Raw genomic sequence first — 24,647 nt, 5'->3', positions numbered from 1 at the left:
GATGCACTGCTCATCCAGTTCCACTGCTCCCCGGCGCAGTTCTGCGACGCTGACGCCCCGGTGCGTGTCCCCTGCGTCAAGGTCGTCGCGGTGCGCTTCTCCCTCACGGTGTTGACTTCGGCCGGAACGGCAGCCCGCTCCGCACCGCGCGGCCAGGGGCTCGCGTCCACGGCAGTGGCGCGCGGGGCGAACGCTCAGGTGTCCGGGGTGACGAGGTCCTGGGAGCCGAGGACGGTCAGGAGGGCGAGGCGTTGGGCGTCCCCGGTGCCGGGTTCGGCGGTGTAGACCATGATCCGCAGGTCGCTGCCCGCCACCGTGAGGAGGTCGCAGTCCAGCGTCACGGGTCCGACCTGCGGGTGGTCGATCGTCTTGCGCGAGGCTCTGTGGGGGCCGGGGGCGCCGGTGTCCCAGAGCTGCGCGAACCGCTCGCTGCCCGTGCGCAGTTCCGCGATCAGCCGTTGCAGCCAGCGGTCGGCCGGGTAGCGCTCGGCGACGGCGCGCAGGTCGGCCACGAGCGTGGCCTCGTGTTCGCGTTGCGCCTGCGGCGTGCGGCGGGCCCTGCTGGTGCCGCCACCGAGGAAGTGGCGCCACACGCCGTTGCGTTCGTTGCCGTGCCCGGCGGGCAGGTCGCCCATCAGCGCCTCGTACGGGGCGTTGGCGACGAGCAGGGTCCAGGCGGCGTTGAAGACCGCCACGGGCGTCCCCGTCAGTCGGTCCAGCAGCCGTTGGATGCTCGGGGTGAGGTACCCAGGCACCGTCTCCGGTCCCGGCGGCGCGAGCCCGGCCAGGTGGAACAGGTGGGCGCGTTCCTCCTGCGACAGCCGCAGCGCCCGGGCCAGGGCCTCGACGACCTGGGACGAGGGGTTGGCGGCCCGCCCCTGCTCAAGCCGGGTCACGTAGTCGACGGAGATCCCGGCGAGCATGGCCAGCTCCTCCCGACGCAGACCGGCCGCGCGCCGCTGCCCGCCGGCCGGCAGCCCGGCCGCCTCGGGTGGGACGCGGTCGCGCCAGCGGCGCACCGCCTTGCCGAACTCCGTCGTCGCCATGCGACCAGTGTGCCCCGCCGATCGTCCGCCTTCCTGGTACTGCCGGTCCCAGGAAGGCGGGGCTGCTGGCTGTGGGAGCGGGCCGGACGGACGATGAAGGCATGACGACAACACTGATCACCGGAGCGAACAAGGGCCTCGGCTTCGAGACCGCCCGCCGCCTCATCGCCGCAGGTCACACCGTCTACATCGGCAGCCGGGACGCGGCCCGCGGACGCCAGGCAGCCGAGCGACTGGGCTCCCAGGCACGGTTCGTGCAGCTCGACGTCACCGACGACGCGTCCGTCGCGGCCGCGGTCGAGGCGATCGAGGCCGACGGCGGTCTGGACGTGCTGGTCAACAACGCCGGCATCGAGGCGCGGGGCACGAACAACGAGGTGGCCGGGGCCGCGGAGGTCACGGCCGACGCTATGCGGGAGGTCTTCGAGACCAACGTCTTCGGCACGGTGCGCGTCACGCACGCAGTACTGCCGCTGTTGCAGCGCTCCGCCGCCCCGGTGGTGGTCAACGTCAGCAGCGGCCTGGCCTCGCTCACGCACCTGACCACCCCGGACCACCCGGCCGCCGCCTACCCCGGCGTCGCGTACCCGGCGTCGAAGACCGCGGTCAACACGATCACCGTGCAGTACGCGAAGGCGTTCCCGCGGATGCGGATCAACGCGGTGGAGCCTGGTTTCACCAAGACCGACCTGAACGGGAACACCGGCGTGCAGACGGTCGAGGAGGGCGCCGAGATCATCGTCCGGATGGCGCTGGTGGGCGCGGACGGGCCCACCGGGGGCTACTTCGACGCGGCCGGGCGGCTGCCCTGGTAGGCGTCTGGGCCCTCCAGGTAGTCGCCGACATCCGGAAGGCGCCGCACCGCGGGCGCCAACTCGACGGCGACGTCGGCTGGTTGGCGCCGGAAGCACATCGGGCCGAGCATCATCGAGGCTCCGCCGCCGGACACGATGGCGCCGAAGCCAGGCACCAGCCGGGCGAACCGCTCGTCCAGCACGGTCCGGCCGATCACGCATCACACACCGGTGTCGGTCGGCGCGACGGCTACCAGGCGGTCGCGGACTGCCGAGTTGACGCCATCGGCGCCCACCAGCAAGTCACCGGTGGGGCGGGCGGCGATGCCGTGGGACCAGAGCGTGGCGCTGGAAGCCGCGCTGCAACCGGGTTCTCCACCCGCAAACTGGCCACTCGCCTCGGAGTTCCGGTCGGCGCCCTCCATGGGCACTTCGAGCCCAAACAGGCACCGTTGGACGCCATGGCGGAGCGCATCGCCACCGAGGCCGTCGACCGACCGTCCAACCAACCGGCCGCTAACCGGTCAGCAATCGGCCAGAAAACGCCGCGTCACACGTCACCCCCGTGGGGAGGTACGAACGCGATCAACACCGCAGAGTAGTCGGGGAGTTACGTGAAGTGGGCACAGGAATTCGACGCCGTGAAGAAACAACTGGGGGCAGTGCAGGAGACGTTAGGTCGTCTTGAGAAGAAGTTAGATCGCCTTGAGGACCCCGCCTACGGCTTGTCCGCCCTGCATGGGGAACTCGCGCAGAGCCGCCTGCAGATCCAGGAGGCCCTTCAACGAGGCACCATCGAGCTACGTGACGAGAATCGGGAACTACGTTCCCGCCAGGACCGGTTGACCGGCGAACTGCACGCAACCCGGAGCGAGTTCCGGCAGCTTCTGGAACTCGCCGACCTGCTACGCGCCGCCGCAGCACCCCCACCACCCCAGGACCGCGCCCCGGAAGACTCCCCGGAACACGCCCGCAACGAGCCGGCCGTGGAGACGCCGGAGCCGGCCGCGGCCAAGCCCGAGCCCACGCCTCCGCCCGCCCCCGCAACCACCGCACCGAGCCCGCACGCCGAGCCCAACGCCAACCAGCAAGCGGAGACCATGGACAACACCGAGCCGCAGCCCGTGTCCGGGGAGGACAACCAGGGCCGGGAGCAGGACCACGCCCTCAAGAAGGCGATCGAGGACGCCTACCGCGGCACCGCCACCCCCGCGCAAGTCCCCGCAGCCCGGCCCGAAGTCCCGCAGGTCAGCCACGGCGTCCTGCTGCTCAAGGCCGCCGGCGTCGCGTCCGCCGAACTCGTCGCGCACCGGGACACCTGGGAGTGGATCTCCGGCCTGACCGTCGACCACTCCCACTTCCGCACTCCGCCCACCGTCCAGGACGTCGAGCAGGGCCGCATCCAGACCGTCCTGTCCGGGCGTTCGCTCATCGCGCTTCTCATCGAGCTGTGGAACACCCGTCACGACGCCGCTCCCCTCACCATCGACTGGGCGATGGCGACGACCTCCTACGACCGCATCGCGACCGAAATCGCCAAGGTCGAGGGGCAGGGCCGGACCATCCGCATCGTCTTGGACGATGGCCTTCCCCACAGCGATGACTAGGTTCGTCCGCATGCGCGTACATCCGTCACCGGCCGCGGTGCTCGCGCCCCCTCGCCGTCGCTGATCGCGTCGCAAGCGCGCCGAGGTCGTGCCGACCTCGGCGCGGAACGCGCGGGAGAACGCGGAAAGGGCGCGGGAACGTCGCCCGTGACAGGGCCGGCGCGGTCCACGACCCGCTCGTCGTGGCGACGCCGGGCACCTGTCATCGACACTCGCCTTCACCGGTGCCGTGGACGACCTCCGTGCGGATACCGAACCTCGTGGCCGCAGCACGGAAATTCGTCAGGGCATTGCCGGCCCGCGCCACTTCATTCCTGCACTTGTAGGTCGCATTTCCGAAGCAGATGGGTCAGCCGCCCTTGCTGCCGCACGCCTCCGCTTCACCCCTCAGGGGTCGGACGGGGCCGTCTGGCCCAGAGCGGGACTGCGGGACCACGCGATGCCTGCTGTCGTGGAGCGCACTGATCACTACTGCCCCAGGAGAGTCATGCACCGTCCTCCGCCGGCCAGCGAGCTTCTTGGCAAGACACCGACCCGGGTCGCCGCGAGCGCGCTGCTCTCCCGCCGCGGCCACCGGCTGTGCTGGAGCACGGCCGCCGCCCTGGTGTTAACCAGCACACTGGTCACCGCTGGCGCGCCGCCGCGCACCGTGGCCCGGCGCGTGGCCGGCTACCCCATCCGCATCAGCGCCTACGTGGCCAACAGCGGCACCGAGACCGCCTCGGCTTACGACACCCGCCTGGAACGGAAGTTCGGTGCCGTCCAGGTGGGCCACGGCCCGACCGGCGTGGGGGCGGCTCCGGACGGCGAATCGGTCTACGTCGCCAACGGCCAGTCCGACACCGTCTCGGTCATCAACATCGGCGCCAGGCTGGTCAAGGCAACCGTACGAGTGGGGCGCCGGCCCTTTGCCGCGATGCCGACCCGGGACGGTCGCAGGGTGCTGGTGGCCAACTTCGGCTCGGACACGGTCTCGGTCATCGACGCCCGGGGGTGCCACGTGATCGCCACCGTGCGGGTGGGACCGCTGCCGCACAGCATCACCACCATCCCGGACGGACGCGCATACGTGACCGACAACGGCGGTGGCTCGGTAACGGTGCTCGACCCACAATCGCGGCCGATCCGCCGTATCCCGGTGGGGGACTTCCCCAGCGGCATCAGCTCGCCGCCCTCCGGCCGCCTGGTGTACGTCTCCAACACCGGTTCCAGCACGGTTTCGGTCATCGACACCCGCCGCGACGTCGTGGTGGCCCGCCTTCCCGGCGGCCAGGCCCCGCTGGGGAACGCGGTCAGCCCCAACGGCCGGTTCCTCTACGTCGCCGACTCGGCCCGGGACTGCCTGCTGATCATCGACATCGCCGCCCGCCGCATCATCGGCCACGTCCACGTCGGCGCGCAGCCGCAGGGCGTCGCCGTCACTCCGGACGGCCGGCGGGTGTGGGTGACCAACGAACGGTCCGACAGCGTGTCGGTCATCGACCCCTACACCCGGCAGCTCCGCGCTACGCTGCCGACCGGACACGAACCCGAGGGCATCGCCATCACACCGCGCTGAGCCCGACCAGCTCCCACGCGCCGCACCGTGCTTTCCACCGGGTGAGGGGAACCTTCTCCGCGCGTCCCCGCACGCACTCGTACAACGGTGCCCGTAAGCGTGACAGTAACTCGAACGCCGCGCCCCGGCCCTGCATGCTGCCGCACACTGGTTCCTACGAACCCGGTTCGCAGGGCGGATTCCCGGGGGCGATGGGCGTCCAGAGCCAGGGCCGGCCCCGCTTCCCGGTGAACGCCCGGTAGGCGACCTGGTTCACGGCACGCTCTGACCGTCACGGGAGAACCGGAAACCCCATGCGCATCCAGCAACTCTCCGCGGCACTGGGCCCGCTGGCCGCTGCGGTCGCCCTCGTGTTCACCACCGCCGTCCCCACACACGCAACGACCGGCACCGCGACGACCTCCCGGGTCGGCGCCGAGGCCGCCTGCCCGGAAGGTACCGTCTGCTTCTGGTCGAAGCCCGATTTCGACGGGGAGATGAAGGCCGTGCACAACCGTCAACACGACTGCAGGGAGGTGCCGTTCACCCCCTCGCGGTCGGTGTACAACCACGCGCACGAGACCGTGTCGTTTTATGCCAAGCTCCATTGCTCGGTCCAGGTCGGCACGTTGGAGCCCGGCGGATCAGCGCGGTCGGTCTCCCTCTCCAGTTGGCGCTGACTCCGCGATCGCGGCGGTGTTGGCCGCGGCTGCCAGGCTCGTGGTCATCCTGGGTCGCAGACACGGCTTTCGCGGAGGGCGGGCCGTGGTGCAGAACGCGGCCTACTGGCCGAACGCCCCTCGCGGCCCGAAGCCAACGTCCGCGAACCGCTTGCCGATCCGTCGGTAGCCGGCCGCGTTCGGATGCAGGCCGTCCGGCAGGTCGTCGATGTCATCAGTGGCGAAGAGCCGGCGCCCGTCCAGGTAGTGCAGGTTCCGGTCGCGCTCGCCGCGTTCCGCGACGATCCGGGCGAGGATGTCGCGCACGACGTTCAGCGTGAGGGCGCCCCGGGCCACGTCGGCGGGGTCGCCGATGGCCCTCGCCCCCGCGGGCGTCTCGACCCGCGGGCCCGGGGTGTCCTCCAGCAACGGGCAGAGGATCGGCGAGATCAGCAGCAGAGGAGTCTCCGGATGACCCTCGCGGACCGTGTCCAGGAAGCCGTGTACCGCCGGGGCGAAGGTGCGCCGCCGGAACGATGCGCTGCCGACGATGTTGATGCCCACCTTGAGGCTGATCAGGTCGGCGGGGGCGTCCCGGATGGTGCGCGCGACGTAGGGGTCGAGCAGCGCGTTGCCGGCCTGGCTGAGGTTGAGCAGGTCCACTCCGGCGAGCGCGGCGGCCACGGCCGGCCAGGTGCCTGTGGGGGCGTCCGCGGCAATGCAGTGACTGATCGAGCTGCCGTGGTGCACCCAACGGCGGCGGTCGCTCGGTGCGGGCGGTGCGACCTCGGCGTCGGCGCGCAGGGCGAGCAGTTCGGTGCGGGTCTGTTGCGGCAGCCACAGCTCGATCTCCTTCGGCCCGGCCGGCAGGTCCGCGAACCGCACGGTTCCGGGGGCACCTGGTTCGAGCCGCTGTTCCGCCCGCACGTCGGCCAGGCGCACCACGTTGCCGACCGGCACCGCGGCCCGGCCGACCGACTCCCCGTCCACGACCAGTTCCACCACCCCCGGGCCCATCAGGTCCGGGCTGTCGTCGAAGTGCCATACGGTGGTGAGGACTTGGAGCTCCAGCCGTCTCGCTTCGGTGCGGAACGCCAGTCGCACGCCCGAGGGCATCTCGGCCACCCCGCGCATGAACGCGTCCGGATACTGTGCCCTGGTCCACGCGGGCAGCCGCAACGGCAGCACGGCCGCCCCGACGGTCTCCCATTCCAACGCCCCCCGGAACTCAACCGGGCCATCGACCAAGGGGACATCCTGCATCGCATGGGTGTTGGGCATGGGCGCGCCTCCGCTTCCGGTCTCTCGCGGTCGGGTGAACACCGCCGTCGAGTGGTCACCACCGTCCGGTACTCATCAATGCCTGGCCGGCGGAATGTGTTCCTCGGAGGCACGCCCGGCGGAGGAACGGCAGGCGGGGGGCTGCGCGGTGTTCACGCACCCGCGGGCCGCTGCGCGGTGACCACGTAGTAGTCCAACAGTCCCTCGCGGTAGGCCCGGAGGAAGTTGCGCGGCCACTGCTCGGGCTGGTTGATGCCGGCGAGGAAGCTGTCGAATCCCGCCCACACGTGTTCCCCGATCGACTCGACGCGCACCTCGCTCAACCCGGCGTCCTGGAGGGCGTCGAGTAGTTCGTCCAGTCGATGGGCCACGTCCAGGTCGATGGCGAAGCTCTCCAGTCGATCGGCCAGCGCCTCCGCCTTTCCGGCGCCGCCATCGGGTACGAAGAAGCTGCTGACCACCAACCGTCCACCGGGGCGCAGCACCCGTGCGCCCTCACGCCCGAAGGCCGCCAGGTCCCGGAAGTGCTGCGCCGCCTCCAGCGTGAACAGAGAGTCGAACTGCCCGTCAGCAAAGGGCATGTGCTCCGCTGACCCCTGCGCGAACCGCAGCCGGTCGGGCGACCGTTCCAGCAGTTCCGCGTGGACCCGACGGGCCCGCGCCAGTTGCTCCGGGTGAATGTCCATCCCGGTCACCGCGTCGAAGCCGAACTCCTCCAAGGCCAGTGCGCTGCCCAGCCCCAGGCCGCAACCGATCTCGACGGCCTTCCCCGCCCCACCACCTGGCCCCAGCGCCCGCAGCACGCGACGGTAGAGATTCCGCTGGCTACGGATCCGGTCCTCCGCACCGAGCGGCCGGTCGAGGGAAATCCCTTGCCAGTAACCGAAGTTGATGAATCCACCCGCGAACGCGGGGGCGGAGCCGAGATCCTCCGGACCGTACCAGGCACGTACCGCCGGGGCGATCTCTCCACCGTGCAACGCTTGCGCTTCATGACGATCCATGCGCACAGCGTAACCAGGTCAGCGGGAGCGCGAGGGGCGAATGCCTCCACCGCTGCCAACTCCCGGCGATGCAGCCGCTGATCAACGGATCGTGCGGTCGGACTCGTGCGGCCTGGCAGGCGAGCGCGTGCCAGGCCGCAGGTCGGGGCGGAGGGGGCGGGGGTCGGCACGCCGTGGGTGCGTCGGCGTGCTGCGGCTGTGGAGGTGCGCTGTTGGCTATCGGGTCCGGAAGCGGCGGTAGAGGTTCCGGGCCACGTGCACCCCGGGGCCGCCGAAGCCGACGATGTCGACGCGTCCCTCACCGGTGATGTCGGCGAGGAAGCGGTGGTGTCGGTCGACCCGCCAGCCGCCCGCGTCCTCGTCGTACCCGAACCCGCGGCACACCAACTGAGCCTGCTCGAACCGGCCGTCGCCGCGGCTGTGCGACACCCAGACACCTTCGTTGCCGAAGCCGACGATGTCGGTATTGCCGTCGCCGGTGACGTCGGCGAGGAGGCGAAGGTGCTTCCCGCCGGTCCATCCCTGGGCGAGCCCGAAGTCGTTCAGGACCAGCTTCGCGGGCTCGAACGTGCCGTCGCCCCGCCCGCGCGCCACGACGACGCCCTGCGGGCCGAACCCGACGATGTCCTGTGCTCCGCCCTCGGTGGTCTTGATCAGGAACCGGGGGTGCTCCTCGATCGAGCTCCACCCCTGCTCGACCCCGAAGTCGTCGAGGACGTAGAGGGGTTCGGCGAACGTTCCGTCCTCGTCTTGGAGGGACACCCAGACGCCGTCGTCATGGCAGCCGACGACGTCCAACCTGCCGTCACCGGTGGTGTCGACGAAGAAGCGGGGATGCCTGTCGACCAGCCAACCACCCGCCTCCGCACTGTGCCCGAACGCCTTCAGGGCCGGTTCGTCGGCGAGCGGTGCGAACTTTCCCTCCTCGTCCTGGAGCGAGACCCAGACGCCGTCGTCGTGGCAGCCGACGACGTCCAACCTGCCGTCACCGGTGGTGTCAACGAGGAAGCGGGGATGCCTGTCGACCAGCCAACCACCCGCCGGTGCGCCGTGGCCGAACGCCTTCAGGGCCGGCTGGCCGCCTGCGGGTGCGAACGTCCCGTCCTCGCCTTGAGAGGACACCCGGACACCGTCAGCGGCGAGCACGACGATGTCGGGCTTGCCGTCGCCCGTCGTGTCCACAACGGTCCACAGGTCCGCGGGACTTGGCGAGGGCACGGGTGGGTGCAGGACGCGCTCGTCGTCGAACGTCCCGTCGCCCCGGCTGGACGACGTGACGGCCCCCTTCCCGGGTTTGAGCCCGACGATGTCCGCCCGCTTTGCTCCCGTGGTGTCGACGAGGAAGCGCGCGCCGGCCCCGGCCCACCAGCCCGGTTGTCCGCTGGGAGAGCGGGGGGCTCCCTCGTTCTTCCATTCCCCGGCGTCCTTGTCGCTCCCGAACCCTTCGACGGCCAGCAGCAGGTCGCTGAAGGAGGGCGTCGCACCGGGAGTTGGCCGCAGCGCGGTCGAGCGGGCCAGTCGCCAGGACTGGCGGCCGTTCCAGTGGTTCAGTGGTGACCAGCGCAGCACGGGGTCGCTGATGCGCTCGGGCTCGGCCGGGACGAACCGCCACCGCTGGCTCGCCGCGCCGTCGTCGTACTCGCGCAGGACGATCCGGGTGTCGTCCGGGCCGGGGTCGTCGAGGTCGAGCACGGCGCCGTCGGTCGCGCCCTCGATGAAGTAGAGGCCCGCCTCGCCCGCAACGGGGACCAGGCGCCACTGCTGACTCTTCTTGCCGGCGGCGGCAGCCCCTTGACGGACGCCGCGGTCCGCGGCGGCGGGGTTGTCGAGCACCTTCCCGCTGACCGCGTTGCGGATCACGTATGCCTGGTCGTCCTGGGCTTGACCGCCTTGGCCGCCCTTCGCGGGCTGCACGGGGGTGAGTTGCCACTGTTCCGGACTCGGGCCGTCATCGGGGAAGTCGCGGACGACGAGCGCCCCGTCCGCGCTCGGCGCGGCCTTGGCGCCCAGGGTCTTCCCCGTGGCGGCGTGGACGATCTCCAGTTTCAGTTCTTCCGTGGGCACGGGCATCGTGGTGCCTCTTCCAGGCGGTAAGGGCGTTGGCTCGGGACGTGGTGGGCACGGCGGTGACCGCGGATCACGTGAAGACGTGGTGGTAGGGGACGTTCCACTCGTTGGGCAGCCGCGGGTAGAACGTGTTGATGACCGTCCCGGTGAAGTCCCCGCCCCAGTTGTAGGTGAGACGCGCCTCGCTGTTGGCCGTCACCGCGTGGTCCTTGAAGCCGAGGATGGCGTCGGGGTGGGTGATCGGCACGAAGGTGATCCCGCCCCACGGCGTCACCGTGACGACCCAGAGTTGGGTGTCCTCGGGCGCACCGTTCTTCCCGCGCCACTTGTCGCCGACCTTGTCGGGGAGGCCGACCTGGAGGGTGTCGGCCGTGCTCTTGGGGGCCTCTTGGTGGGCGGTGATGCGCCGGCGCTTGGACTTCGGCCTACCGTCGTCGCCGCGGCCGCCGTCGGCTTCGCCCGCCGCGGCGGGTTTGGGTGTCGCCTGGCCCGCGGCGCTCTCGATGAAGTACAGCGGCCGCTGTCCAAAGAAGCCGGCCGGGGTGATGTACCAGAGGTGGCCCTCCGCCTCCTTGGTGGCCGGATCGAGCGCAGTGGCCAGTTGGACCCCCTTGTCGTGGCTCTCCTCCTTCAGGTCGGCGGGCTTCAAGTAGCCGCCGTTGAAGGCGTGGACGAGCATGACCGGCCGGTTTTCGATGAGCGCTGCCACGATTGCGTTGTCGTAGCTGTTCACGGCCACCGGGCCGCCGACCACCAAATTCGCCATTGTCGTGCGTTCTTGGGTGTACATCGCGGAAACCTCACCTGTTCTGGATGTGGAGAACAACGCGTTGGGGCGCCAGTTCAGTGGTCTGTCGCGCGGCATTACCGCAATTACCGCGGGCTCAATCACCCTCGACTAAGCGAGTCCGGAAACGATTGATTGGCCGAATCACGCACCCTCATCCGCGTCAACGGGCGAGGTCAGGGCGCTCACAGGTAGGGCCGTCGGAAAGTCATCGATCGGGTGATCGGCAGCGCTTCAACTTACTGCCCGGTCTTGTGAGTTGAGAACGGCCACCGAACCGCGATCACCCGTTTGAGTGAATACAAAGAGGCACCCTAGCGAGTGATGGAGCCCGTGATAATTTCGATTGCCGGAACCTGCACAGACGCCTGTTTCCGTTTCACCGAGCGCAGTTCGCCCAGATCAGTTGAGGACGGGGAATGCCTTCCAACGCGTACAACCTGGAACGGGCCAAGCGCCAACCGCTAACGAAGAAGAACCTGCGCGAACTCAATATCGAGCAGACCTGGAAGTCCATCCTGGACCACCCCAACCTGGTCTACGTCGACGACTACGGCGTGCAGCACAAACCCATCGGGTTCTCCCTGAACAAGTCGAGCTTCGGAGATTTCCCCGGCACCGCGTCCAAACTGGGCTGGCTCGCCTACATGAACCTCGGGGAGCCACTGATCGAGGAGCGGGGCAACATCGACCAGCCCCCGCCCGAAACGTTCTCCTCGCGCACCTACGCCAACCGCAGCCTGACGACCCCGATGAACTTCACCGACGCGGTCGAGTTCACCGTGTCGAACGGGATCACGTGGACGCTCCAGGGAGAGGCCCAGCTCACCTTCGGCGGCTCCGTCGGCGCGGAGCTCCAACTCCAGTTGCAGAACCAGCTCCAGTTGGACCTCCAGACGCAGCTTGGGACGCAGCTCCAGAACGAGATGGAGAACAAGGTCACGAACACCGTGACCAACGAGAACAGCAAGGAGGACATCGGGGTCGACACCGCCAACGGCGCCGAGAACGGCGTGAAGAACGCGGTGGCGAACTCCGCGACGAGCTCGGTGACCAACTCCGTGGCGTTCACGACCTCGGGCACCGCCACCGGCAAGGCGGAGCTCAACGCCCAGTTGATGCTGGGCATCATGGCCTCCGTCAGCGGCTCCCTGACCACCAGTTGGGCCTCGAAATCGGAGATCTCCGGGGAGGTCCCGGCGGGCTCCCGGGTGAAGACCCTCGTCACGCAGCGGCGTACCCGCAAGCAGTTCCTCTACGAGATCCCGGTGACCTTCTCCGGGTTGCTCGCGGTGAAGTACGCCGTGCCGGTGACGGTCCTGGCTCCCCCGCAGTCCCGGAACTACCCCGGCCTCAACGACGTCGTCGCCCGCGACATCAACGACATCGACCTGGGGGACGGCAACGGCTTCCGCATGAAGGGGTTGGCCGAGGTCGTCTCCGCCCTGGAGGCCCACCACACGATGTTCGACGGCGAGAGCCTGACCGGCAGCGAACGAGAGCTGCACAAGGGACCTTGACCGGGCGGGCGACACCGCCACGACGACGCCACGACGACAACCAGGGGTAACGACCATGGTGTTCGACAACATCTTCGGCTTCGCGGGCAGGGGCGCGGGGCTGTTCTCAGTAACCACCGACGGAGCCAAGCCACAGCCGGGTGCGGGCGTCGACTTCGAGGACGCCGACGACGACACCTACGACGACACCAGCGCGAGCCTGTTCAACAGCTCGATCCACGGGGCCAACTCCCGCGCGAAGGTCGTACAGGAGCAGTCGCCCGAAGCACGGGCCATCCTGGGCTTCCTCGGCTCCTTCATCCAGACCACCCAGGCGTCGGCCGGCGCGCAGGCCCAGTACGCCCAGGATCCGGGCTCGGTGTCCAACGCGGCGTCGGCCGGCATGCAGGAGTCGAGTACGACGGTGACGGAGCACAGCGGCCTCCAGAAGGACGAGGACCTGGGGAGCAAGCCGAAGAAGAGCGACTTCTCCAAGGCGCCCGAGGCTCCGCCGACTCCCGAGGCCAAGGCTCCGAAGGCGTCCCAGCCGACCGCCAAGGACCCGTCAAGTTCCAACAACCGCTCGTAGCAGACGGCCAGTCAACGGTGAAGGGATGACGATGAGCACTGCCCAGGCGGCAGCCACCGATGGCGAGGGCCCCACCCCTCCCCTCAGCACCCTCGCGGGGACCGGGTCCGCGGGCTTCAAAGGAGACAACGAGCCTGCCGTTTCGGCTCAGTTGAGAAACCCGTACGGGATCGCAGTCGACAGCGTCGGCACCCTCTACTTCTCCGACTACGGCAACCACCGGGTCCGGAAGATCGCGACCGACGGCAAGATCAGCACCGCCGCGGGGACCGGGGTCGCGGGCAACCGGGGCGACAACGGCCCTGCCGTGTCGGCCCAACTCAACTGCCCGCGCGAGTTGGCGGTGGACAGCGCGGACGCCGTCTACATCGTCGATTCCAGCAATCACCGGGTCCAGAAGATCACGACCGACGGAAGGATCAGCACGGTCGCCGGCACGGGCACCGCAGGATTCAGCGGCGACAACGGCCCCGCCACCGCCGCCCGGTTGAACCTCCCGACGGGGGTGGCGGTGGACAGCACCGGCGTCCTCTACATCTCCGAGTACTCCAACAACCGGGTCCGGAAGGTCGCGGTGGACGGGACGATCAGCACGGTCGCCGGCACCGGCACCGCGGGCTTCAGCGGCGACAACGGCCCCGCCACCGCCGCCCAACTCAACCGCCCGCAGGCACTGGCGGTGGACGGCGCAGGCAACCTCTACATCGCCGATGGCCAAAACCACCGGATCCGGAAGGTCGCGACGGACGGGAAGATCAGCACGATCGCCGGCACCGGCACCGCGGGCTTCAGCGGCGACAACGGCCCCGCCACCGCCGCCCAACTGAATACCCCGGTGGGGGTGGTGGTCGACACCACCGGCAGTCTCTACCTCTCCTGCTACCGCAATCACCGGGTCCGGAAGGTCACGGTGGACGGGACGATCAGCACGGTCGCCGGCACCGGCACCGCGGGCTTCAGCGGCGACAACGGCCCCGCCACCACCGCCCAACTGAACCTCCCCTACGGGCTCGCCGTGGACTGCGTTGACGCCCTCTACATCGCCGACCACGCCAACAACCGGATTCGGAAGATCGCGTCGGAGAAGATGGCCGGGCTGCCCGATTCGGGCGCGGTGGTCGCCTGGGCCAACGTCCGCAGCAGGCTGCGGATGGCGGTCCAGCGCGAGTCCACCAAGGACGGGGCCGAGATCCACCAGTCCCTCGCCGCCCCCAGGGACCACCAGCGGTGGCGGCTGATCGTGGCGGGCCAGGACAACGGCGACGTCCTGTACTTGATCGAGAACGTGCGCAGCGGCAAGGTCCTGGAAGTCGTCGGAGCGGGGCAGGCGGCCGGGGCGACGGTCGCGCAACGCGCCTACGAGGGAGGCGACGCACGCCACCAGCAATGGAGGCTGATCCCGGTGGGCTCCGTGACCGACACTCCGCGGGTGTACGAGATCGCGAACCGGAGCAGCGGTCTGCTCCTGCGAGTCGCCACCAACGCCCGCACGGCGATCACGCAGCACGGTGCGGAGGGCGACCACCGTGAACGGCAATGGCAGATGCTCCCCGTATGACGCACGAGTGGTCAGCGGCGACCTCGCCCTCTGACCACTCGGAAGCCAGGCACCACGTGGGGTGACCGCGGATACACGCCCATTTCCGCGCGGAGTTGGCACCAAACTCCCCTCGCCACTCCGCGCCCCGTCGTGTGCCCCACAGGGCCCGGCCAAGGGATACCAGCCCGGGCCGGGCCCCTGCGTCGTCCGGGATGGTCCACGGCCCGGTCCGCGCCGTGCTCCCCCGGCAGTTCAACGTGGCCGGTGCGGCGGCCACGAGACAGGGGCAGGGAGTCCACATGCACGACCACCACCCCACTCTTCGCCCCGCCCGCGTCGACGAGGCCGGGATCATCTCCACGATGTGGCACGAGGCGGCGGCCTGGCTGCGCTCCAGCGGGATCGACCAGTGGCGGTACCCGGCGAACGTCGAGAAGATCTGCCGTGACATCGCGCGCGGGACCGTCCAGGTGGTGCTCGACAGCGCTGACGCCGGCTACCTGGGGACGATCACCCTCAATGGGTTCGCTGACCCCGAGTTCTGGGTACCGGCCGACGCCCCTGACGATGCGCTGTATGCGCACCGGGTGATCGCCCGCCCCACCGCCATGGGCGCTTCCCTGGGCGCCGCGATGCTCGACCGGGCCTCCCTGGAAGCGGAACGCGCCGGCAAGCGTTGGCTTCGCGTCGATGCCTGGAAGACCAACGCCGGGCTCGGCCGCTACTACGAGGCCCAGGGGTTCGGGAAGGTTCGGACCGTCGATCTACCGCACCGCCGCTCCGGCGCGCTCTACCAACGGAGGGCCGGAGCAACCGCCGCCGGCGGAACCGTTCTACGGTGAGCGCGGCGTCAGCCCACTGATCGCGCCGTGGCCGACTGGCGGGTGAATGGCGGAGTAGCGCGGCGCGGGTTGGGCAAAGTATCGGCCGTCACTCCACTCGTACGGGAGGTCTCGGTATGACGATCAGTCACCGCACCATTGGCACTGGCGCGCACAAGGTCATGGTCCTGCACGACTGGTTCGGCACCAGCGCGGGCTGGGGAACGTTCCTTGACCACCTGGACCCGGAGGAGTTCGGCTACGCCTTCCTCGACTACCGCGGCTACGGCGAACGGCGGGACGTGGCGGGCGAGTTCACGCTCGCCGAGATCACCGCGGACGCGCTGGCCCTGGCGGACCAACTGGGTTGGGACGCCTTCTCCGTGGTCGGCCACTCGATGGGTGGCAAGGCGGCGCAGCGGGTGCTGGTCGAGGCTCCGCGTCGGGTGCGCAAGCTGGTCGGGGTGGCGCCGGTCCCGGCGAGCCCGTATCCGCTGGAGGGGGACGCGTACGACCTCTTCCACGGCGCGGCGCAGAATCCGGCCAATCGACGGGTGATCATCGACATGATCACCGGACACCGGGCCTGCGACCGCTGGCTGGACGCCATGACCAACCGGTCGGTCGCCCTCTCCCGGCCGGAGGCCGTCGCCGCCTACCTGACCGACTGGACCACCCAGGACTTCGCCGCCAAGGTGGCCGGCAACGCCCTCCCGGTGAAGGTCTTCATCGGCGAGCACGATCTCGCCATCAACGCCGAGGCGATGCGGGCCACTTGGCTGACGCACTACCCCCAGGCCGAGTTGGAGGTCCTGGCCAACTCGGGCCACTACCCGATGCACGAGCTCCCGGTGGCCTTCGCCACTGCCTTGGAGGCGTTCCTGCGCGCCTGACCGCCCGAGGCGCGTTCGCGGGTACGGGGCGCCCGTACCCGCTCAGATCCCCGGCGGCGGGTAGGGACCTCCGCGCTCTGGCCCGCACCCGCCGCCGGCACCACTCCCCCGGTGAACCGGCCTCAGTTCCGCGACGGACGCCTCACGAACTCGACAGCTCCGTCAGGAACTCGATCAGCGCCGCGTTCACCTCCGCGGGTCGCTCCTGCTGGGTCCAGTGGCCGCAGCCGGGGAGCACGATCGGTGCGCGGCGCAGGCTGGGCATCAACTTCGGGAGATTCGCGATGAGTTCCGTCGCGCCGGGGAACGCCGGGACCAGGTCGCGGTCGCCGTACATGTAGAGCGAGGGCGGGCTGATGACCGCGCCGTCCCAGGCGGCGGTCAGCTCCCAGTTGCGGTCCAGGTTGCGGTACCAGTTCAGGGCGCCGGTGAAGCCCTTGTCGTAGCTGGCGGTGACCTCGTCCAGGTCCTGCTCGGTGAGCCAGTCCGGGAGTGTCTCGGGGTCGGTCATGTCCGCGAGCCAGCCCCGCGCCGGGTCGGGCACCAGGGCCGATTCCGGGCGGCCCGCGCCGGGGCCGTCGCCCGAGGCGTTGTAGAAGAACTTGCGCACGGTGGCGCGGGCGTCCGCGGCGAACTCGGCGTCGGCCACGCCGGGTTGGTTGAAGTAGTTCCAGTAGAACCGCCCGCCGAACCGCTCCTGCATGGCCCCGAGCGGCGGGCGGTCCCCGCGGAACGGCGGCGGCACGCTCAGCCCCGCCACCCCGCGCACCACGTCGGGCCGCAGCAGCGCGGTGTGCCAGGCCACCGGTGCGCCCCAGTCATGCCCGATGACGAACGCCCGCTGCTCGCCCAGGGCGTGGATCAGGCCGATGACGTCCCCGACGAGATGGAGGATGTCGTACGCCTCGACGGCCTCCGGGTGGTCGCTACGGCCGTATCCGCGCTGATCCGGGGCGACCACCCGGAACCCGGCCGCGGCCAGCGGGCCGAACTGGTGGCGCCAGGAGTGCCAGGACTCGGGGAAGCCGTGCAGCAGCACGACGAGCGGGCCCTCCCCCTCCTCCGCGATGTGCAGCCGGATGCCATTCACGTCGATCATGCGATGCTCAACCATGGGCGGACCCACTCCTCTGCGATCTGTGCGATCTATGCGATCTGCGCGATACGGACGACACACGTGGTGCGCACGACACTCGCACACGCGCCACAGGTAACTGCCAACGCAGCCTTACCCCCAGGCCGCCGAGCGCGCAACAGTCCCCTACCGCCCGGACGGTGGCGCCGGCACGAGGCCGTCCGCGACCAGGCCGGCGAAGACCGCTTCGCTCAGGGCCTGGACGGCGGACTGGGGACGGACCATGACCGTGAACTCCTTGATCCGCCCGTCGTCGTCGAAGTGCAGCAGGTCGATGCCGTGGATCTCCTTGCCGGCCACCCGGGCCCGGAAGAGCAGCACGGCCGAGGGTGCTGACGTGCCGTCGACGCTGGTCTCGGCGGTGCCGTCGTATGCGCCGACGTAGCGGAAGTCCTCGAAGGTGCGCAGCAGGACGCGGAAGAGGCCCAGCACCATCGGCTTGCCCTCGAAGGGGGTGAACTTCACCGGGCTGTAGAAGCGGATGTCCTCCGTGAACAAGTCTTCCAGGGCGGCGAGTTCACGGCCGTCCACGGCGGCACGGAACCGCTCGGCAGTCACTACGGTCGACATGACGTGCTCCTTCATAATCATCATCGTGATTACTCATCTCCATGACTATCATGGGTGAACGTTCGACGACAGAGGCAGCGAGACACAGCGGTACCAAGGAGGCGATCGACTCGATGGCGCTACGGCATGCGGTGTTGGCGGCGCTGCTCGACGGGGAGTTGAGCGGATACGAGTTGGCCAAGGCGTTCGACCTCGGTGTGGCGAACTTCTGGCACGCCCGGCCGCAGCAGCTCTACGCCGAGTTGACCCGCCTGGAGAAGGACGGGTTCATCGCCGGCCGGGAGGTGGTCCAGGAGACGCGGCCGACCAAGCGCCTGTTCCACGTCACCGATGCCGGGCTGGCGGAGCTGGAGGAGTTCACGGCCGCCGCCACCAAACCCTCGTTGGTCCGCGACGACTTGCTGGTGATGGTCCAGGCCGCCGACCACGTCGACGCCGAGTCCCTGATGTCGCAGCTCTCCGAGCGCGTTGCCTTCGCCCAGGCGAAGATCGACCTCTTCGGCAAGATGCTGCGCAAGATGCGTGGGGACCGTACGGAGGAGGAGTTCCTGCGCGAGGGCGAGCGCATCGGCCCGTACCTGACGTGTCTGCGCGGACTGGCCTTCGAGCAGGGCAACCGCGACTGGTGCGAGCGCACCACCGCGGTCCTGCGGGAGCGACGGCGGGCGCATGACCGGCACTGACGCGGCGTACGGCCGTTACGTGGCCCTGGGGGACAGTCAGACCGAGGGCCTGGGCGACGGCGACGACGCCACCGGTCTGCGCGGCTTCGCCGACGCCGGCGCCCACCGGATGGCGGGCCACCACCGCCGAACTCCGTTGGGCCGCGGCCTTCCTCGGCCCCTGGCTCGCCCGGCGCCTGCGCGGCCGCTCCTCCGGGGACGGCCACACGGCCAAGCGGCCACGACTCACCCCGGTGAGCGCCGCGCCGCCCCCTGGGGGTCCTCAATAGTTCTGGGGGCAGAGCACGGGACACCCCGAGGAGGCCCGCCAGGCAAGGTCCCGATATACCCGATTTCCCCTTCAGGGGGCGTTCGGTATGATTCGCGGTTCGTTAGCAACCGCTCGACTGCTGGGCGCGCCCTGCGCCCCGTGCGCCGTCGCGTCGCGGGCCGTTGGGCTCGTACCTCCAGGATTCCTGTTCCATGTCCTCGCACCCGCACGCGCATCCCGAGCACCGGCCCACGCCGCGGGCGGCACACCTGAGCATCCTCGCTCACCCCGACGACGACCTGTACTTCATGAATCCTTCGGTCTTGCAGGCGATCCGCTCCGGGGCGCCCACGACCAGCGGGTATCTCACCAACGGCGAGTCCGGCGGACGCAATCCACGCCCCTGGGAGTCGCGGGACCCCGTTGCGGCGCAGCGTCCTGGCGGACGTGCCGGCGTACCACCCCGGTGCCTGGGCGCGGACCGCGGCCAACCAACTGCGCAGCCACACCGACATCTCGGTCGCCTCCTCGCTGCACCACAACCTCGGTTACCACACCGGGCGCAGCATGCCGGGCGGCATCAACTGCGGTTTCGTCAACGTCGGCCTGCGCGAGCACCACACCCGGCTCAACCGGCTGCTCATCAGCCGCCCGCATGACGTGTTCTGTCTGATCGACTACCACGACGGGGACGTCCCGGCCGGGGAGCGGAGCGCCATCCTGGCGGCGTTCCTGCCCGGCCACTTCCCGGTCGTCAGCCCATTCGAGCGGGACAGCGCACGCAACGCCCACCTCAACCACGCACATTCGCACGCCTTGTGACGGTCCGTCGGCCCTTCTTGGTGCCGCAGCCCCTGCCACCGGGCCCCACCTAAGGACACCGACAGCATGACGAAGGACACCCGTCGCAAGGCCCGCAGCCGCGGCGCACGGATACGCCGGGCACTGGGCTGGACCGTCCTGGTCCTCGTGGTCGCCGCCGGCGGCCTGGGCTACTGGGGATACCGGCACCTGGACAACAACCTCACCACCGTCGACATCAACCAGGCCCTGGGCAAGGAACGCCCCAAGGACGTGGACCGCGGCGCGCGCAACATCCTCGTCCTCGGCTCGGACTCCCGCTCGGGCGCCAACGGCGACCTGGCGGGCGGCGACACGGGCGACACGGCCCGCTCCGACACCGCGATGGTCGTCCACCTCCCCCAGGGCCGCCGGAAGGCGACCGCGGTGAGCATCCCGCGCGACACCCTCGTCAGCCGCCCCGAGTGCACCACGGCGAGCGGCACCCCGCTGCCCGCCGCGCACCGCGTCATGTTCAACTCCGTCTACACCAGCGGCGGTCCGGCCTGCGTGGTCAAGACCGTCGAGGCGATGTCCGGCGTCCGCATGGACCACTACGTCGAGTTGGACTTCGCCGGCTTCAAGGGACTGGTGGACGCCGTGGGCGGGGTGCCCGTCGCCATCGACCGGCCGATCCACGACAAGGAGAGCGGCCTGGACCTGTCGGCCGGCACGCACCGGCTGGACGGCACCCGCGCGTTGGCGTTCGTCCGCACCCGGCACGGCATCGGGGACGGCAGCGACCTGGGCCGCATCGGCCTCCAACAGAAGTTCATCCTCGCGCTGCTGTCCGAGGTCAAGCGGCAGAACGTGCTCGGCAACCCCACCAAGCTCTACAAGACCGCCAACGCGGCGACCAAGGCACTCACCACCGACTCCGAACTGGGCTCGCTGCCCAAGTTGGCCGCATTCGCCAAGTCCCTCAACGACCTGGACCCTTCGTCCATGGACACCCTGATGCTGCCGGTCAACTACGACACGGCCGACCCGAACCGCGTGGTCGCCGCGGAGCCCCGGGCCCGCGAACTGTGGGACGCTCTCCGTGCGGACCGCCCCGTCCCGGCCGAGTCCAAGAAGTCACCGGCACACGGGGCCGAGTGATCCAGCGGCCTCCTGTCCACAACTCCTCGCCGGCTCCTCGCATACAGTGCGGGGACGAGGGTCTCGTGGGGTCGGTGGGACCCACGCCCACACTGCCGTTCTCCAGGGGGATGGGGATGTCGATGGAACTTGCCCAAGTCCGGCTGCTCGTCGTGGACTTCCGCGGCTGCTACCGCTTCTACCGGGACGTCCTGGGGCTCACCCCGCAGTTCGATGCGGAGGACGGCCCGTACGCCAAGTTCAGCCCCGACGGCGGCTCCGCCGGCATCGCCCTTCAGGAACGCCGGCACATGGCCCAGGTCCTGGCCGAACTCACCGACGAGCCGACCGGCCACCGCTCGCTGGTCGTCTTGCGGGTCGACGACATCGACCGCTACTGCGACGAGATCACCGCGCGAGGAGCCGAACTGGCCCATGGCCCCGCCCCCATGACGGACCGCATGCGCGTCGCCCACGTCAAGGACCCGGAGGGGAACCTCGTGGAGCTACAGGAGTGGCTCGTTCTACGGGAGTGACGGTTGTGGCCGAGAGGTGGGCCACGTCGTGGCCGCAAGGGCCGGTCTTCGCCGATCTCGGACGCAGGGGCGCCGTGCTGTTTCCCCTCCCCCGGTCCAGGCATACCATCGCCAGATGACTCGACGTGGGCTGGTACTCGGCGGCGGCGGCGTAGCGGGAGTGGCCTGGCAGACAGGGCTGTTGGCCGGACTCCTCGAAGGGGGCGTGAACGTCCTCGACGCGGACTTGGTCGTCGGTACCTCTGCCGGCTCGACGGTGGCCGCGCAGATCACCAGCGGGACTCCGCTCGGCGCGCTGCTCGACCGCCAGGTTGAACCGGCTCTGCAGAGCCCCGAAATGCCGCCCGTCCTCGATGCCGATGACCGGATGGTGCGGTGGCTCGATGCGGTTGACGGGGCCACGGACGCCGTCGATCAGCGGCGTCGGCTCGGAGCCATGGCGCTGGCGGCTCCGACCGTCGCGGCGGACGAGCGCCGTGCCGTGATCGAGGCCCGGCTGCCCTCGCACCGTTGGCCGGGGTCGGACCTGAGGATCGTGGCCGTGGACGCGGAGACCGGCGTTGAGCGCGTGTTTGACTCGGCCTCGGGTGTGGACCTCGTGGATGCGGTGACGGCGAGTTGTGCGGTGCCTGGCGCCTGGCCACCGGTCGTCATCGGTGGCCGCCGCTACATCGACGGTGGTACCCGTACGACGGAGAACGCCGATCTCGCCGCGGGATGCGACCGGGTCCTGGTGCTCCAGGTCATGCCGATTCCCGGCAACGTCGACCTCGACGGCCAAGTGGCCGGGTTGCGTGAACAGGGGGCCGGGGTCACGGTGCTGCGCCCGGACGACGGCGCCGCGTCGGCAATCGGCCCGGACCTGCTCGACCCCGCCGTGCGGGAATCGGCGGCGCGCGCCGGCCGCGCGCAAGGACTGCGTGCGGCGTCGGCAACGGGCGCATTCTGGCGCTAGGACCCGTAGGCCGGGAACCGCAACGGCCGGGTCAGGACGCGGAGTTGTGGCTCCGTTGGCTCGCGTAGGCGGGGCGCTGCCGGCCGGTGAGCGGCCGCGGCGGCTGCGGCGGAAGATCCCGATGAGCTGCGCGTGGGGACGTCGTTACGCCTGCGGGTGCGTGTGGGGGTGTCCGCCAGCGCGCGGGGAGGGCTTGGCTGTTCGCTGCCGCGACGGTGTGATGCGAACGACCCGGCCATCTCGTGGAGTTGCGTGTTCGCCGGTTGGTCGGTGCCTGTTGGGGGCAGGGTGACTGGGCCTTGGACGGCCGTCGGCCATCAACGCACCGGTTTTGCGCCGCACATGGGCGGAACTATACGGTCCACTTGAATCCTGGATGTTCTGGTCGCGGCTTGATCTTTACTCTTGGATTCCCCGCGAATTTTTCCGCACTGGCCGAAATTTGCTGCCCTGGGGCCCACTTCGGCGCTTTGCAAACGATGCCGTCACATCTTGACAAGCATGTGCCATGGTCATTAATAATCAATGTTCGGACCCGGATGATCCACCTGTCGACCCTTGGTCGACCGATGCGAGTGCGCCAGAGTTCACCGTACTGACCACGACCTTGTTGTGCGACAGAAGCGAGGAACACCGGTGGAATCGTGGTTCGAGATGGCCCGTGGCGTGCCGTCGGGCTGGCCCCGCACCTACTGCTTTGCACATGCCGGTGGCAGGGCGCAGGCATGCGTCGAATGGCAGGACGCGCTGGCCGGAGTGACCGCACTGGTCGCGGTCAGCCCGCCCGAGCGCACCAGCATCGACACCGTGAGTGACCAGGTCGCCGAACTGATCGCCGGGCAACGCACGGGGCCGTTCCTGCTGTTCGGGCACAGCCTCGGGGCGTTGATCGCCTTCGAGGTGGCCCGCAGGCTCGGCGACCGGCCCGCCCATCTGATCGCTTCCGGCTGCGTCGCGCCGAGTTTGCATCCGACACCGCGCATGGTCGAGGTGGCGGGGCTCAGTGGACAAAGCCTTACCGAGGCGCTCGCCGTCTACGGCGGGCTGCGACCGGAGATCCTGGCCGATCCGGAACTACAGGAATTCATACTCCCTGACATCCGGGCCGATTTCGAGCTGGTCGCGAGGTACCGATATCGCCGAGCCGCCGCGCTGACCTGCGGCGTTTCGCTGATCAACGGCACGGACGACCCGCTGGTTCGCCGCGATGATCTGGTGGACTGGTCGAGAGAGTGCACCAGCGAGCCCGAGGTGCACTGGGCCGCGGGCGGGCACTTCTATTTCGAGAACCACCCTGAAGCGGTCACCGAAGTAATCCGCCGGGCGGCGGAGGCGTTGCCGGTCGAGTTGATTTAGGTTCCGGCAGCGAGCCAGAAAGGGAAGCATGACCGATCAATGCGATAGAGCCGTCGTGCGCTGCGAACCGCACCGGTTAACCGACTTCCTCGTACCGCATCCGCATGCCCGTCCCCACACCCTGCTGAGTGGCGGGTCATGACCCCCCACCCCACTGAGCGGGGCACCACTCCCCCCGTCAGTCTCACCTCCCCCCACTACCTTCTCGGCGAGTTCGAGCAGGACCACCACACGATCCCCGAATTCGCCGCGCGTGCACGCGAGTTCGGCATGCAACCCGACGCCCGACTGTGGGGCTGGGGAAAAGTCCACCGCACCGAGAAGCCCCTTGAGCAACTGTTCGTCGAGACCGGGAAGTTGGTCATCGGTGCGGCCGTTGAAGCCGGGCGGCCGGCCGTCGGGTCGTCGGCGGATGTGGACCTCCTGATGCTGTGCTCGACGCGGTTCCCCGGCGACGCACAGACCCACGGTGCGTTCCTGGAGGCGATCCTGAACGGACTGGGGCTCGACTGTGCGTTCCTCGGGCTGACCCTCAACCGGTGTACCAATCTGGTGAGCGGGCTCGGGGTGGCCGAGGCCCTGGTGCGCGGTGGCGCGTACCGCAACGTTCTGGTGATCACCGCGGACCGTTGTGCCACGGAGTCAGCCCGGATGGAGAGCTTCGCCCTCTTCAGTGATGGCGCGGCCGGTTGTCTGGTCACCGCGTGCCCAGGTGAGTACGAGGTCCTGGGTTCGGCGAGTGCGCAGGACCCCGGAGCGTTGGAGTGGCACCACGAGATCAGCGCGGACCTGTCGCGGCAGGTCAACGACCGGCTTTTGCCGCCGCACGGACTGGCCCCGGGAGATCTGGCCGGCGTGCTGCACAGCAATCTGTACGTGCCGGTCGTCGTGATGAAGGAACGCCTGGCCGGCTTCACCACCGGGCAACTCGACACCGGCAACACGGCCAGGACCGGCCACTGTTTCGCCGCCGATCCGCTGATCAATCTCGTCGACCGCCGTACCGAGCCGGGCGGGCACTATCTGCTCGCCGCGAGCGTGCCGGGTTGCCGCGCCGCGATGTTGCTGCGCAAGACCCCGCCACGGCCCTGACCCGTACCCGTCCCAGGACAGCGTCC

At 69.7% G+C, this 24,647-nt stretch carries 24 protein-coding genes and 3 pseudogenes; 18 read left to right on the top strand and 9 right to left on the bottom strand.

What is annotated here, in order from left to right; all coding sequences use genetic code 11:
* Positions 1-194 precede the first annotated feature (194 nt).
* Positions 195-1,046, bottom strand: coding sequence for a helix-turn-helix transcriptional regulator (locus PV796_RS37045; RefSeq protein WP_274918134.1), 852 nt, complete (start codon positions 1,044-1,046; stop codon positions 195-197).
* A 101-nt stretch (positions 1,047-1,147) separates the two neighbouring features.
* Between PV796_RS37045 and PV796_RS37040 the strand changes: the two genes are divergently transcribed.
* Positions 1,148-1,861, top strand: a complete 714-nt coding sequence (locus tag PV796_RS37040) for an SDR family NAD(P)-dependent oxidoreductase (RefSeq protein ID WP_274918133.1) — start codon at positions 1,148-1,150, stop codon at positions 1,859-1,861.
* Here the strand turns inward: PV796_RS37040 and PV796_RS37035 are convergent.
* Both PV796_RS37035 and PV796_RS37030 read right to left on the bottom strand, forming a co-directional pair.
* A complete protein-coding gene (locus PV796_RS37035) occupies positions 1,828-2,058 on the bottom strand; it encodes a hypothetical protein (protein WP_274918132.1) in 231 nt (76 codons plus the stop codon). The two genes, PV796_RS37040 and PV796_RS37035, sit on opposite strands and share 34 nt — an antisense overlap.
* A 3-nt stretch (positions 2,059-2,061) precedes the next feature.
* Positions 2,062-2,265 (bottom strand): hypothetical protein, encoded by a 204-nt coding sequence (locus tag PV796_RS37030; RefSeq protein ID WP_274918131.1) that lies wholly within the window; start codon positions 2,263-2,265, stop codon positions 2,062-2,064.
* A gap of 300 nt (positions 2,266-2,565) precedes the next feature.
* Here PV796_RS37030 and PV796_RS37025 point away from each other — a divergent pair, with 300 nt between their 5' ends.
* The 3 genes from PV796_RS37025 (at position 2,566) to PV796_RS37015 (ending at position 5,664) form a co-directional block, all read left to right on the top strand.
* Positions 2,566-3,447 (top strand): hypothetical protein, encoded by an 882-nt coding sequence (locus PV796_RS37025; protein WP_274918130.1) that lies wholly within the window; start codon positions 2,566-2,568, stop codon positions 3,445-3,447.
* Positions 3,448-3,934: 487 nt separating this feature from the next.
* Positions 3,935-5,005, top strand: a complete 1,071-nt coding sequence (locus PV796_RS37020; protein WP_274918129.1) for a YncE family protein — start codon at positions 3,935-3,937, stop codon at positions 5,003-5,005.
* 293 nt (positions 5,006-5,298) lie between these two features.
* A complete protein-coding gene (locus PV796_RS37015; RefSeq protein ID WP_274918128.1) occupies positions 5,299-5,664 on the top strand; it encodes a peptidase inhibitor family I36 protein in 366 nt (121 codons plus the stop codon).
* Positions 5,665-5,766: 102 nt separating this feature from the next.
* On the opposite strand, the gene PV796_RS37010 is transcribed toward PV796_RS37015, so the two are convergent.
* From PV796_RS37010 to PV796_RS36995, 4 genes are all read right to left on the bottom strand, one after another.
* Positions 5,767-6,924, bottom strand: coding sequence for a GDSL-type esterase/lipase family protein (locus tag PV796_RS37010; RefSeq protein WP_274918127.1), 1,158 nt, complete (start codon positions 6,922-6,924; stop codon positions 5,767-5,769).
* Positions 6,925-7,076: 152 nt separating this feature from the next.
* A complete protein-coding gene (locus PV796_RS37005) occupies positions 7,077-7,928 on the bottom strand; it encodes a class I SAM-dependent methyltransferase (RefSeq protein ID WP_274918126.1) in 852 nt (283 codons plus the stop codon).
* Between the two features lie 216 nt (positions 7,929-8,144).
* Positions 8,145-9,998 carry an FG-GAP-like repeat-containing protein gene (locus PV796_RS37000; protein WP_274918125.1) on the bottom strand — a complete coding sequence of 618 codons (1,854 nt, stop codon included), beginning with the start codon at positions 9,996-9,998 and terminating at the stop codon, positions 8,145-8,147.
* A 67-nt stretch (positions 9,999-10,065) separates the two neighbouring features.
* The gene (locus PV796_RS36995; RefSeq protein WP_274918124.1) at positions 10,066-10,785 is read right to left on the bottom strand and encodes a hypothetical protein; all 720 of its coding nucleotides are present in this window, start codon (positions 10,783-10,785) and stop codon (positions 10,066-10,068) included.
* Between the two features lie 416 nt (positions 10,786-11,201).
* On the opposite strand from PV796_RS36995, the gene PV796_RS36990 reads away from it, so the two are divergent.
* From PV796_RS36990 to PV796_RS36970, 5 genes are all read left to right on the top strand, one after another.
* Positions 11,202-12,302, top strand: coding sequence for a hypothetical protein (locus tag PV796_RS36990; protein ID WP_274918123.1), 1,101 nt, complete (start codon positions 11,202-11,204; stop codon positions 12,300-12,302).
* A 55-nt stretch (positions 12,303-12,357) separates the two neighbouring features.
* On the top strand, positions 12,358-12,870 hold the full coding sequence (locus PV796_RS36985; protein WP_274918122.1) for a hypothetical protein: 513 nt from the start codon (positions 12,358-12,360) through the stop codon (positions 12,868-12,870).
* Positions 12,871-12,901: 31 nt separating this feature from the next.
* On the top strand, positions 12,902-14,428 hold the full coding sequence (locus tag PV796_RS36980) for an NHL domain-containing protein (RefSeq protein WP_274919368.1): 1,527 nt from the start codon (positions 12,902-12,904) through the stop codon (positions 14,426-14,428).
* A gap of 281 nt (positions 14,429-14,709) precedes the next feature.
* Positions 14,710-15,252, top strand: coding sequence for a GNAT family N-acetyltransferase (locus tag PV796_RS36975; RefSeq protein ID WP_274918121.1), 543 nt, complete (start codon positions 14,710-14,712; stop codon positions 15,250-15,252).
* Between the two features lie 116 nt (positions 15,253-15,368).
* Entirely contained in the window at positions 15,369-16,124 is a 756-nt protein-coding gene (locus PV796_RS36970; protein WP_274918120.1) for an alpha/beta fold hydrolase, read from the top strand.
* A gap of 142 nt (positions 16,125-16,266) precedes the next feature.
* Here the strand turns inward: PV796_RS36970 and PV796_RS36965 are convergent, their stop codons facing one another.
* Positions 16,267-17,238 carry an alpha/beta fold hydrolase gene (locus PV796_RS36965; RefSeq protein ID WP_274918119.1) on the bottom strand — a complete coding sequence of 324 codons (972 nt, stop codon included), beginning with the start codon at positions 17,236-17,238 and terminating at the stop codon, positions 16,267-16,269.
* Between the two features lie 147 nt (positions 17,239-17,385).
* Positions 17,386-17,829 (bottom strand): nuclear transport factor 2 family protein, encoded by a 444-nt coding sequence (locus PV796_RS36960; protein WP_274918118.1) that lies wholly within the window; start codon positions 17,827-17,829, stop codon positions 17,386-17,388.
* A 113-nt stretch (positions 17,830-17,942) separates the two neighbouring features.
* Between PV796_RS36960 and PV796_RS36955 the strand changes: the two genes are divergently transcribed.
* The 9 genes and pseudogenes from PV796_RS36955 (at position 17,943) to PV796_RS36915 (ending at position 24,621) form a co-directional block, all read left to right on the top strand.
* A complete protein-coding gene (locus PV796_RS36955) occupies positions 17,943-18,512 on the top strand; it encodes a PadR family transcriptional regulator (protein ID WP_274918117.1) in 570 nt (189 codons plus the stop codon).
* A gap of 104 nt (positions 18,513-18,616) precedes the next feature.
* Positions 18,617-18,781, top strand: a pseudogene (locus PV796_RS36950) (SGNH/GDSL hydrolase family protein); the annotation flags it as partial.
* 193 nt (positions 18,782-18,974) lie between these two features.
* Positions 18,975-19,121: pseudogene (locus tag PV796_RS42090) on the top strand (hypothetical protein); the annotation flags it as partial.
* 34 nt (positions 19,122-19,155) lie between these two features.
* Positions 19,156-19,584 (top strand): annotated as a pseudogene (locus PV796_RS36940) (stealth conserved region 3 domain-containing protein); the annotation flags it as partial.
* Between the two features lie 66 nt (positions 19,585-19,650).
* The gene (locus PV796_RS36935) at positions 19,651-20,703 is read left to right on the top strand and encodes an LCP family protein (RefSeq protein ID WP_274918116.1); all 1,053 of its coding nucleotides are present in this window, start codon (positions 19,651-19,653) and stop codon (positions 20,701-20,703) included.
* Positions 20,704-20,825: 122 nt separating this feature from the next.
* Positions 20,826-21,218 carry a VOC family protein gene (locus tag PV796_RS36930; protein WP_274919367.1) on the top strand — a complete coding sequence of 131 codons (393 nt, stop codon included), beginning with the start codon at positions 20,826-20,828 and terminating at the stop codon, positions 21,216-21,218.
* 115 nt (positions 21,219-21,333) lie between these two features.
* A complete protein-coding gene (locus PV796_RS36925; protein ID WP_274918115.1) occupies positions 21,334-22,173 on the top strand; it encodes a patatin-like phospholipase family protein in 840 nt (279 codons plus the stop codon).
* 636 nt (positions 22,174-22,809) lie between these two features.
* Entirely contained in the window at positions 22,810-23,529 is a 720-nt protein-coding gene (locus PV796_RS36920; protein ID WP_274918114.1) for a thioesterase II family protein, read from the top strand.
* Between the two features lie 138 nt (positions 23,530-23,667).
* Complete coding sequence (locus tag PV796_RS36915; RefSeq protein ID WP_274918113.1) at positions 23,668-24,621, top strand: 3-oxoacyl-ACP synthase; 954 nt, start codon at positions 23,668-23,670, stop codon at positions 24,619-24,621.
* Positions 24,622-24,647 lie beyond the last annotated feature (26 nt).

Origin of the sequence: Streptomyces sp. WZ-12 (assembly GCF_028898845.1) — a bacterium.
GTDB lineage: Bacteria > Actinomycetota > Actinomycetes > Streptomycetales > Streptomycetaceae > Streptomyces.
The sequence above is the reverse complement of the archived record's forward strand: the minus strand, read 5'-3'. Positions and strand labels throughout refer to the sequence as shown.

What these genes read in the sequence shown, in the direction of transcription:
- PV796_RS37045 (WP_274918134.1), bottom strand. Translation starts at nt 1,046, where the DNA reads ATGGCGACGACGGAGTTCGGCAAGGCGGTGCGCCGCTGGCGCGACCGC.
- PV796_RS37040 (WP_274918133.1), top strand. Translation starts at nt 1,148, where the DNA reads ATGACGACAACACTGATCACCGGAGCGAACAAGGGCCTCGGCTTCGAG.
- PV796_RS37030 (WP_274918131.1), bottom strand. Translation starts at nt 2,265, where the DNA reads ATGGAGGGCGCCGACCGGAACTCCGAGGCGAGTGGCCAGTTTGCGGGT.
- PV796_RS37020 (WP_274918129.1), top strand. Translation starts at nt 3,935, where the DNA reads ATGCACCGTCCTCCGCCGGCCAGCGAGCTTCTTGGCAAGACACCGACC.
- PV796_RS37015 (WP_274918128.1), top strand. Translation starts at nt 5,299, where the DNA reads ATGCGCATCCAGCAACTCTCCGCGGCACTGGGCCCGCTGGCCGCTGCG.
- PV796_RS37010 (WP_274918127.1), bottom strand. Translation starts at nt 6,924, where the DNA reads ATGCCCAACACCCATGCGATGCAGGATGTCCCCTTGGTCGATGGCCCG.
- PV796_RS37005 (WP_274918126.1), bottom strand. Translation starts at nt 7,928, where the DNA reads ATGGATCGTCATGAAGCGCAAGCGTTGCACGGTGGAGAGATCGCCCCG.
- PV796_RS37000 (WP_274918125.1), bottom strand. Translation starts at nt 9,998, where the DNA reads ATGCCCGTGCCCACGGAAGAACTGAAACTGGAGATCGTCCACGCCGCC.
- PV796_RS36995 (WP_274918124.1), bottom strand. Translation starts at nt 10,785, where the DNA reads ATGTACACCCAAGAACGCACGACAATGGCGAATTTGGTGGTCGGCGGC.
- PV796_RS36990 (WP_274918123.1), top strand. Translation starts at nt 11,202, where the DNA reads ATGCCTTCCAACGCGTACAACCTGGAACGGGCCAAGCGCCAACCGCTA.
- PV796_RS36985 (WP_274918122.1), top strand. Translation starts at nt 12,358, where the DNA reads ATGGTGTTCGACAACATCTTCGGCTTCGCGGGCAGGGGCGCGGGGCTG.
- PV796_RS36980 (WP_274919368.1), top strand. Translation starts at nt 12,902, where the DNA reads ATGAGCACTGCCCAGGCGGCAGCCACCGATGGCGAGGGCCCCACCCCT.
- PV796_RS36975 (WP_274918121.1), top strand. Translation starts at nt 14,710, where the DNA reads ATGCACGACCACCACCCCACTCTTCGCCCCGCCCGCGTCGACGAGGCC.
- PV796_RS36970 (WP_274918120.1), top strand. Translation starts at nt 15,369, where the DNA reads ATGACGATCAGTCACCGCACCATTGGCACTGGCGCGCACAAGGTCATG.
- PV796_RS36965 (WP_274918119.1), bottom strand. Translation starts at nt 17,238, where the DNA reads ATGGTTGAGCATCGCATGATCGACGTGAATGGCATCCGGCTGCACATC.
- PV796_RS36960 (WP_274918118.1), bottom strand. Translation starts at nt 17,829, where the DNA reads ATGTCGACCGTAGTGACTGCCGAGCGGTTCCGTGCCGCCGTGGACGGC.
- PV796_RS36955 (WP_274918117.1), top strand. Translation starts at nt 17,943, where the DNA reads ATGGCGCTACGGCATGCGGTGTTGGCGGCGCTGCTCGACGGGGAGTTG.
- PV796_RS36935 (WP_274918116.1), top strand. Translation starts at nt 19,651, where the DNA reads ATGACGAAGGACACCCGTCGCAAGGCCCGCAGCCGCGGCGCACGGATA.
- PV796_RS36930 (WP_274919367.1), top strand. Translation starts at nt 20,826, where the DNA reads ATGGAACTTGCCCAAGTCCGGCTGCTCGTCGTGGACTTCCGCGGCTGC.
- PV796_RS36925 (WP_274918115.1), top strand. Translation starts at nt 21,334, where the DNA reads ATGACTCGACGTGGGCTGGTACTCGGCGGCGGCGGCGTAGCGGGAGTG.
- PV796_RS36915 (WP_274918113.1), top strand. Translation starts at nt 23,668, where the DNA reads ATGACCCCCCACCCCACTGAGCGGGGCACCACTCCCCCCGTCAGTCTC.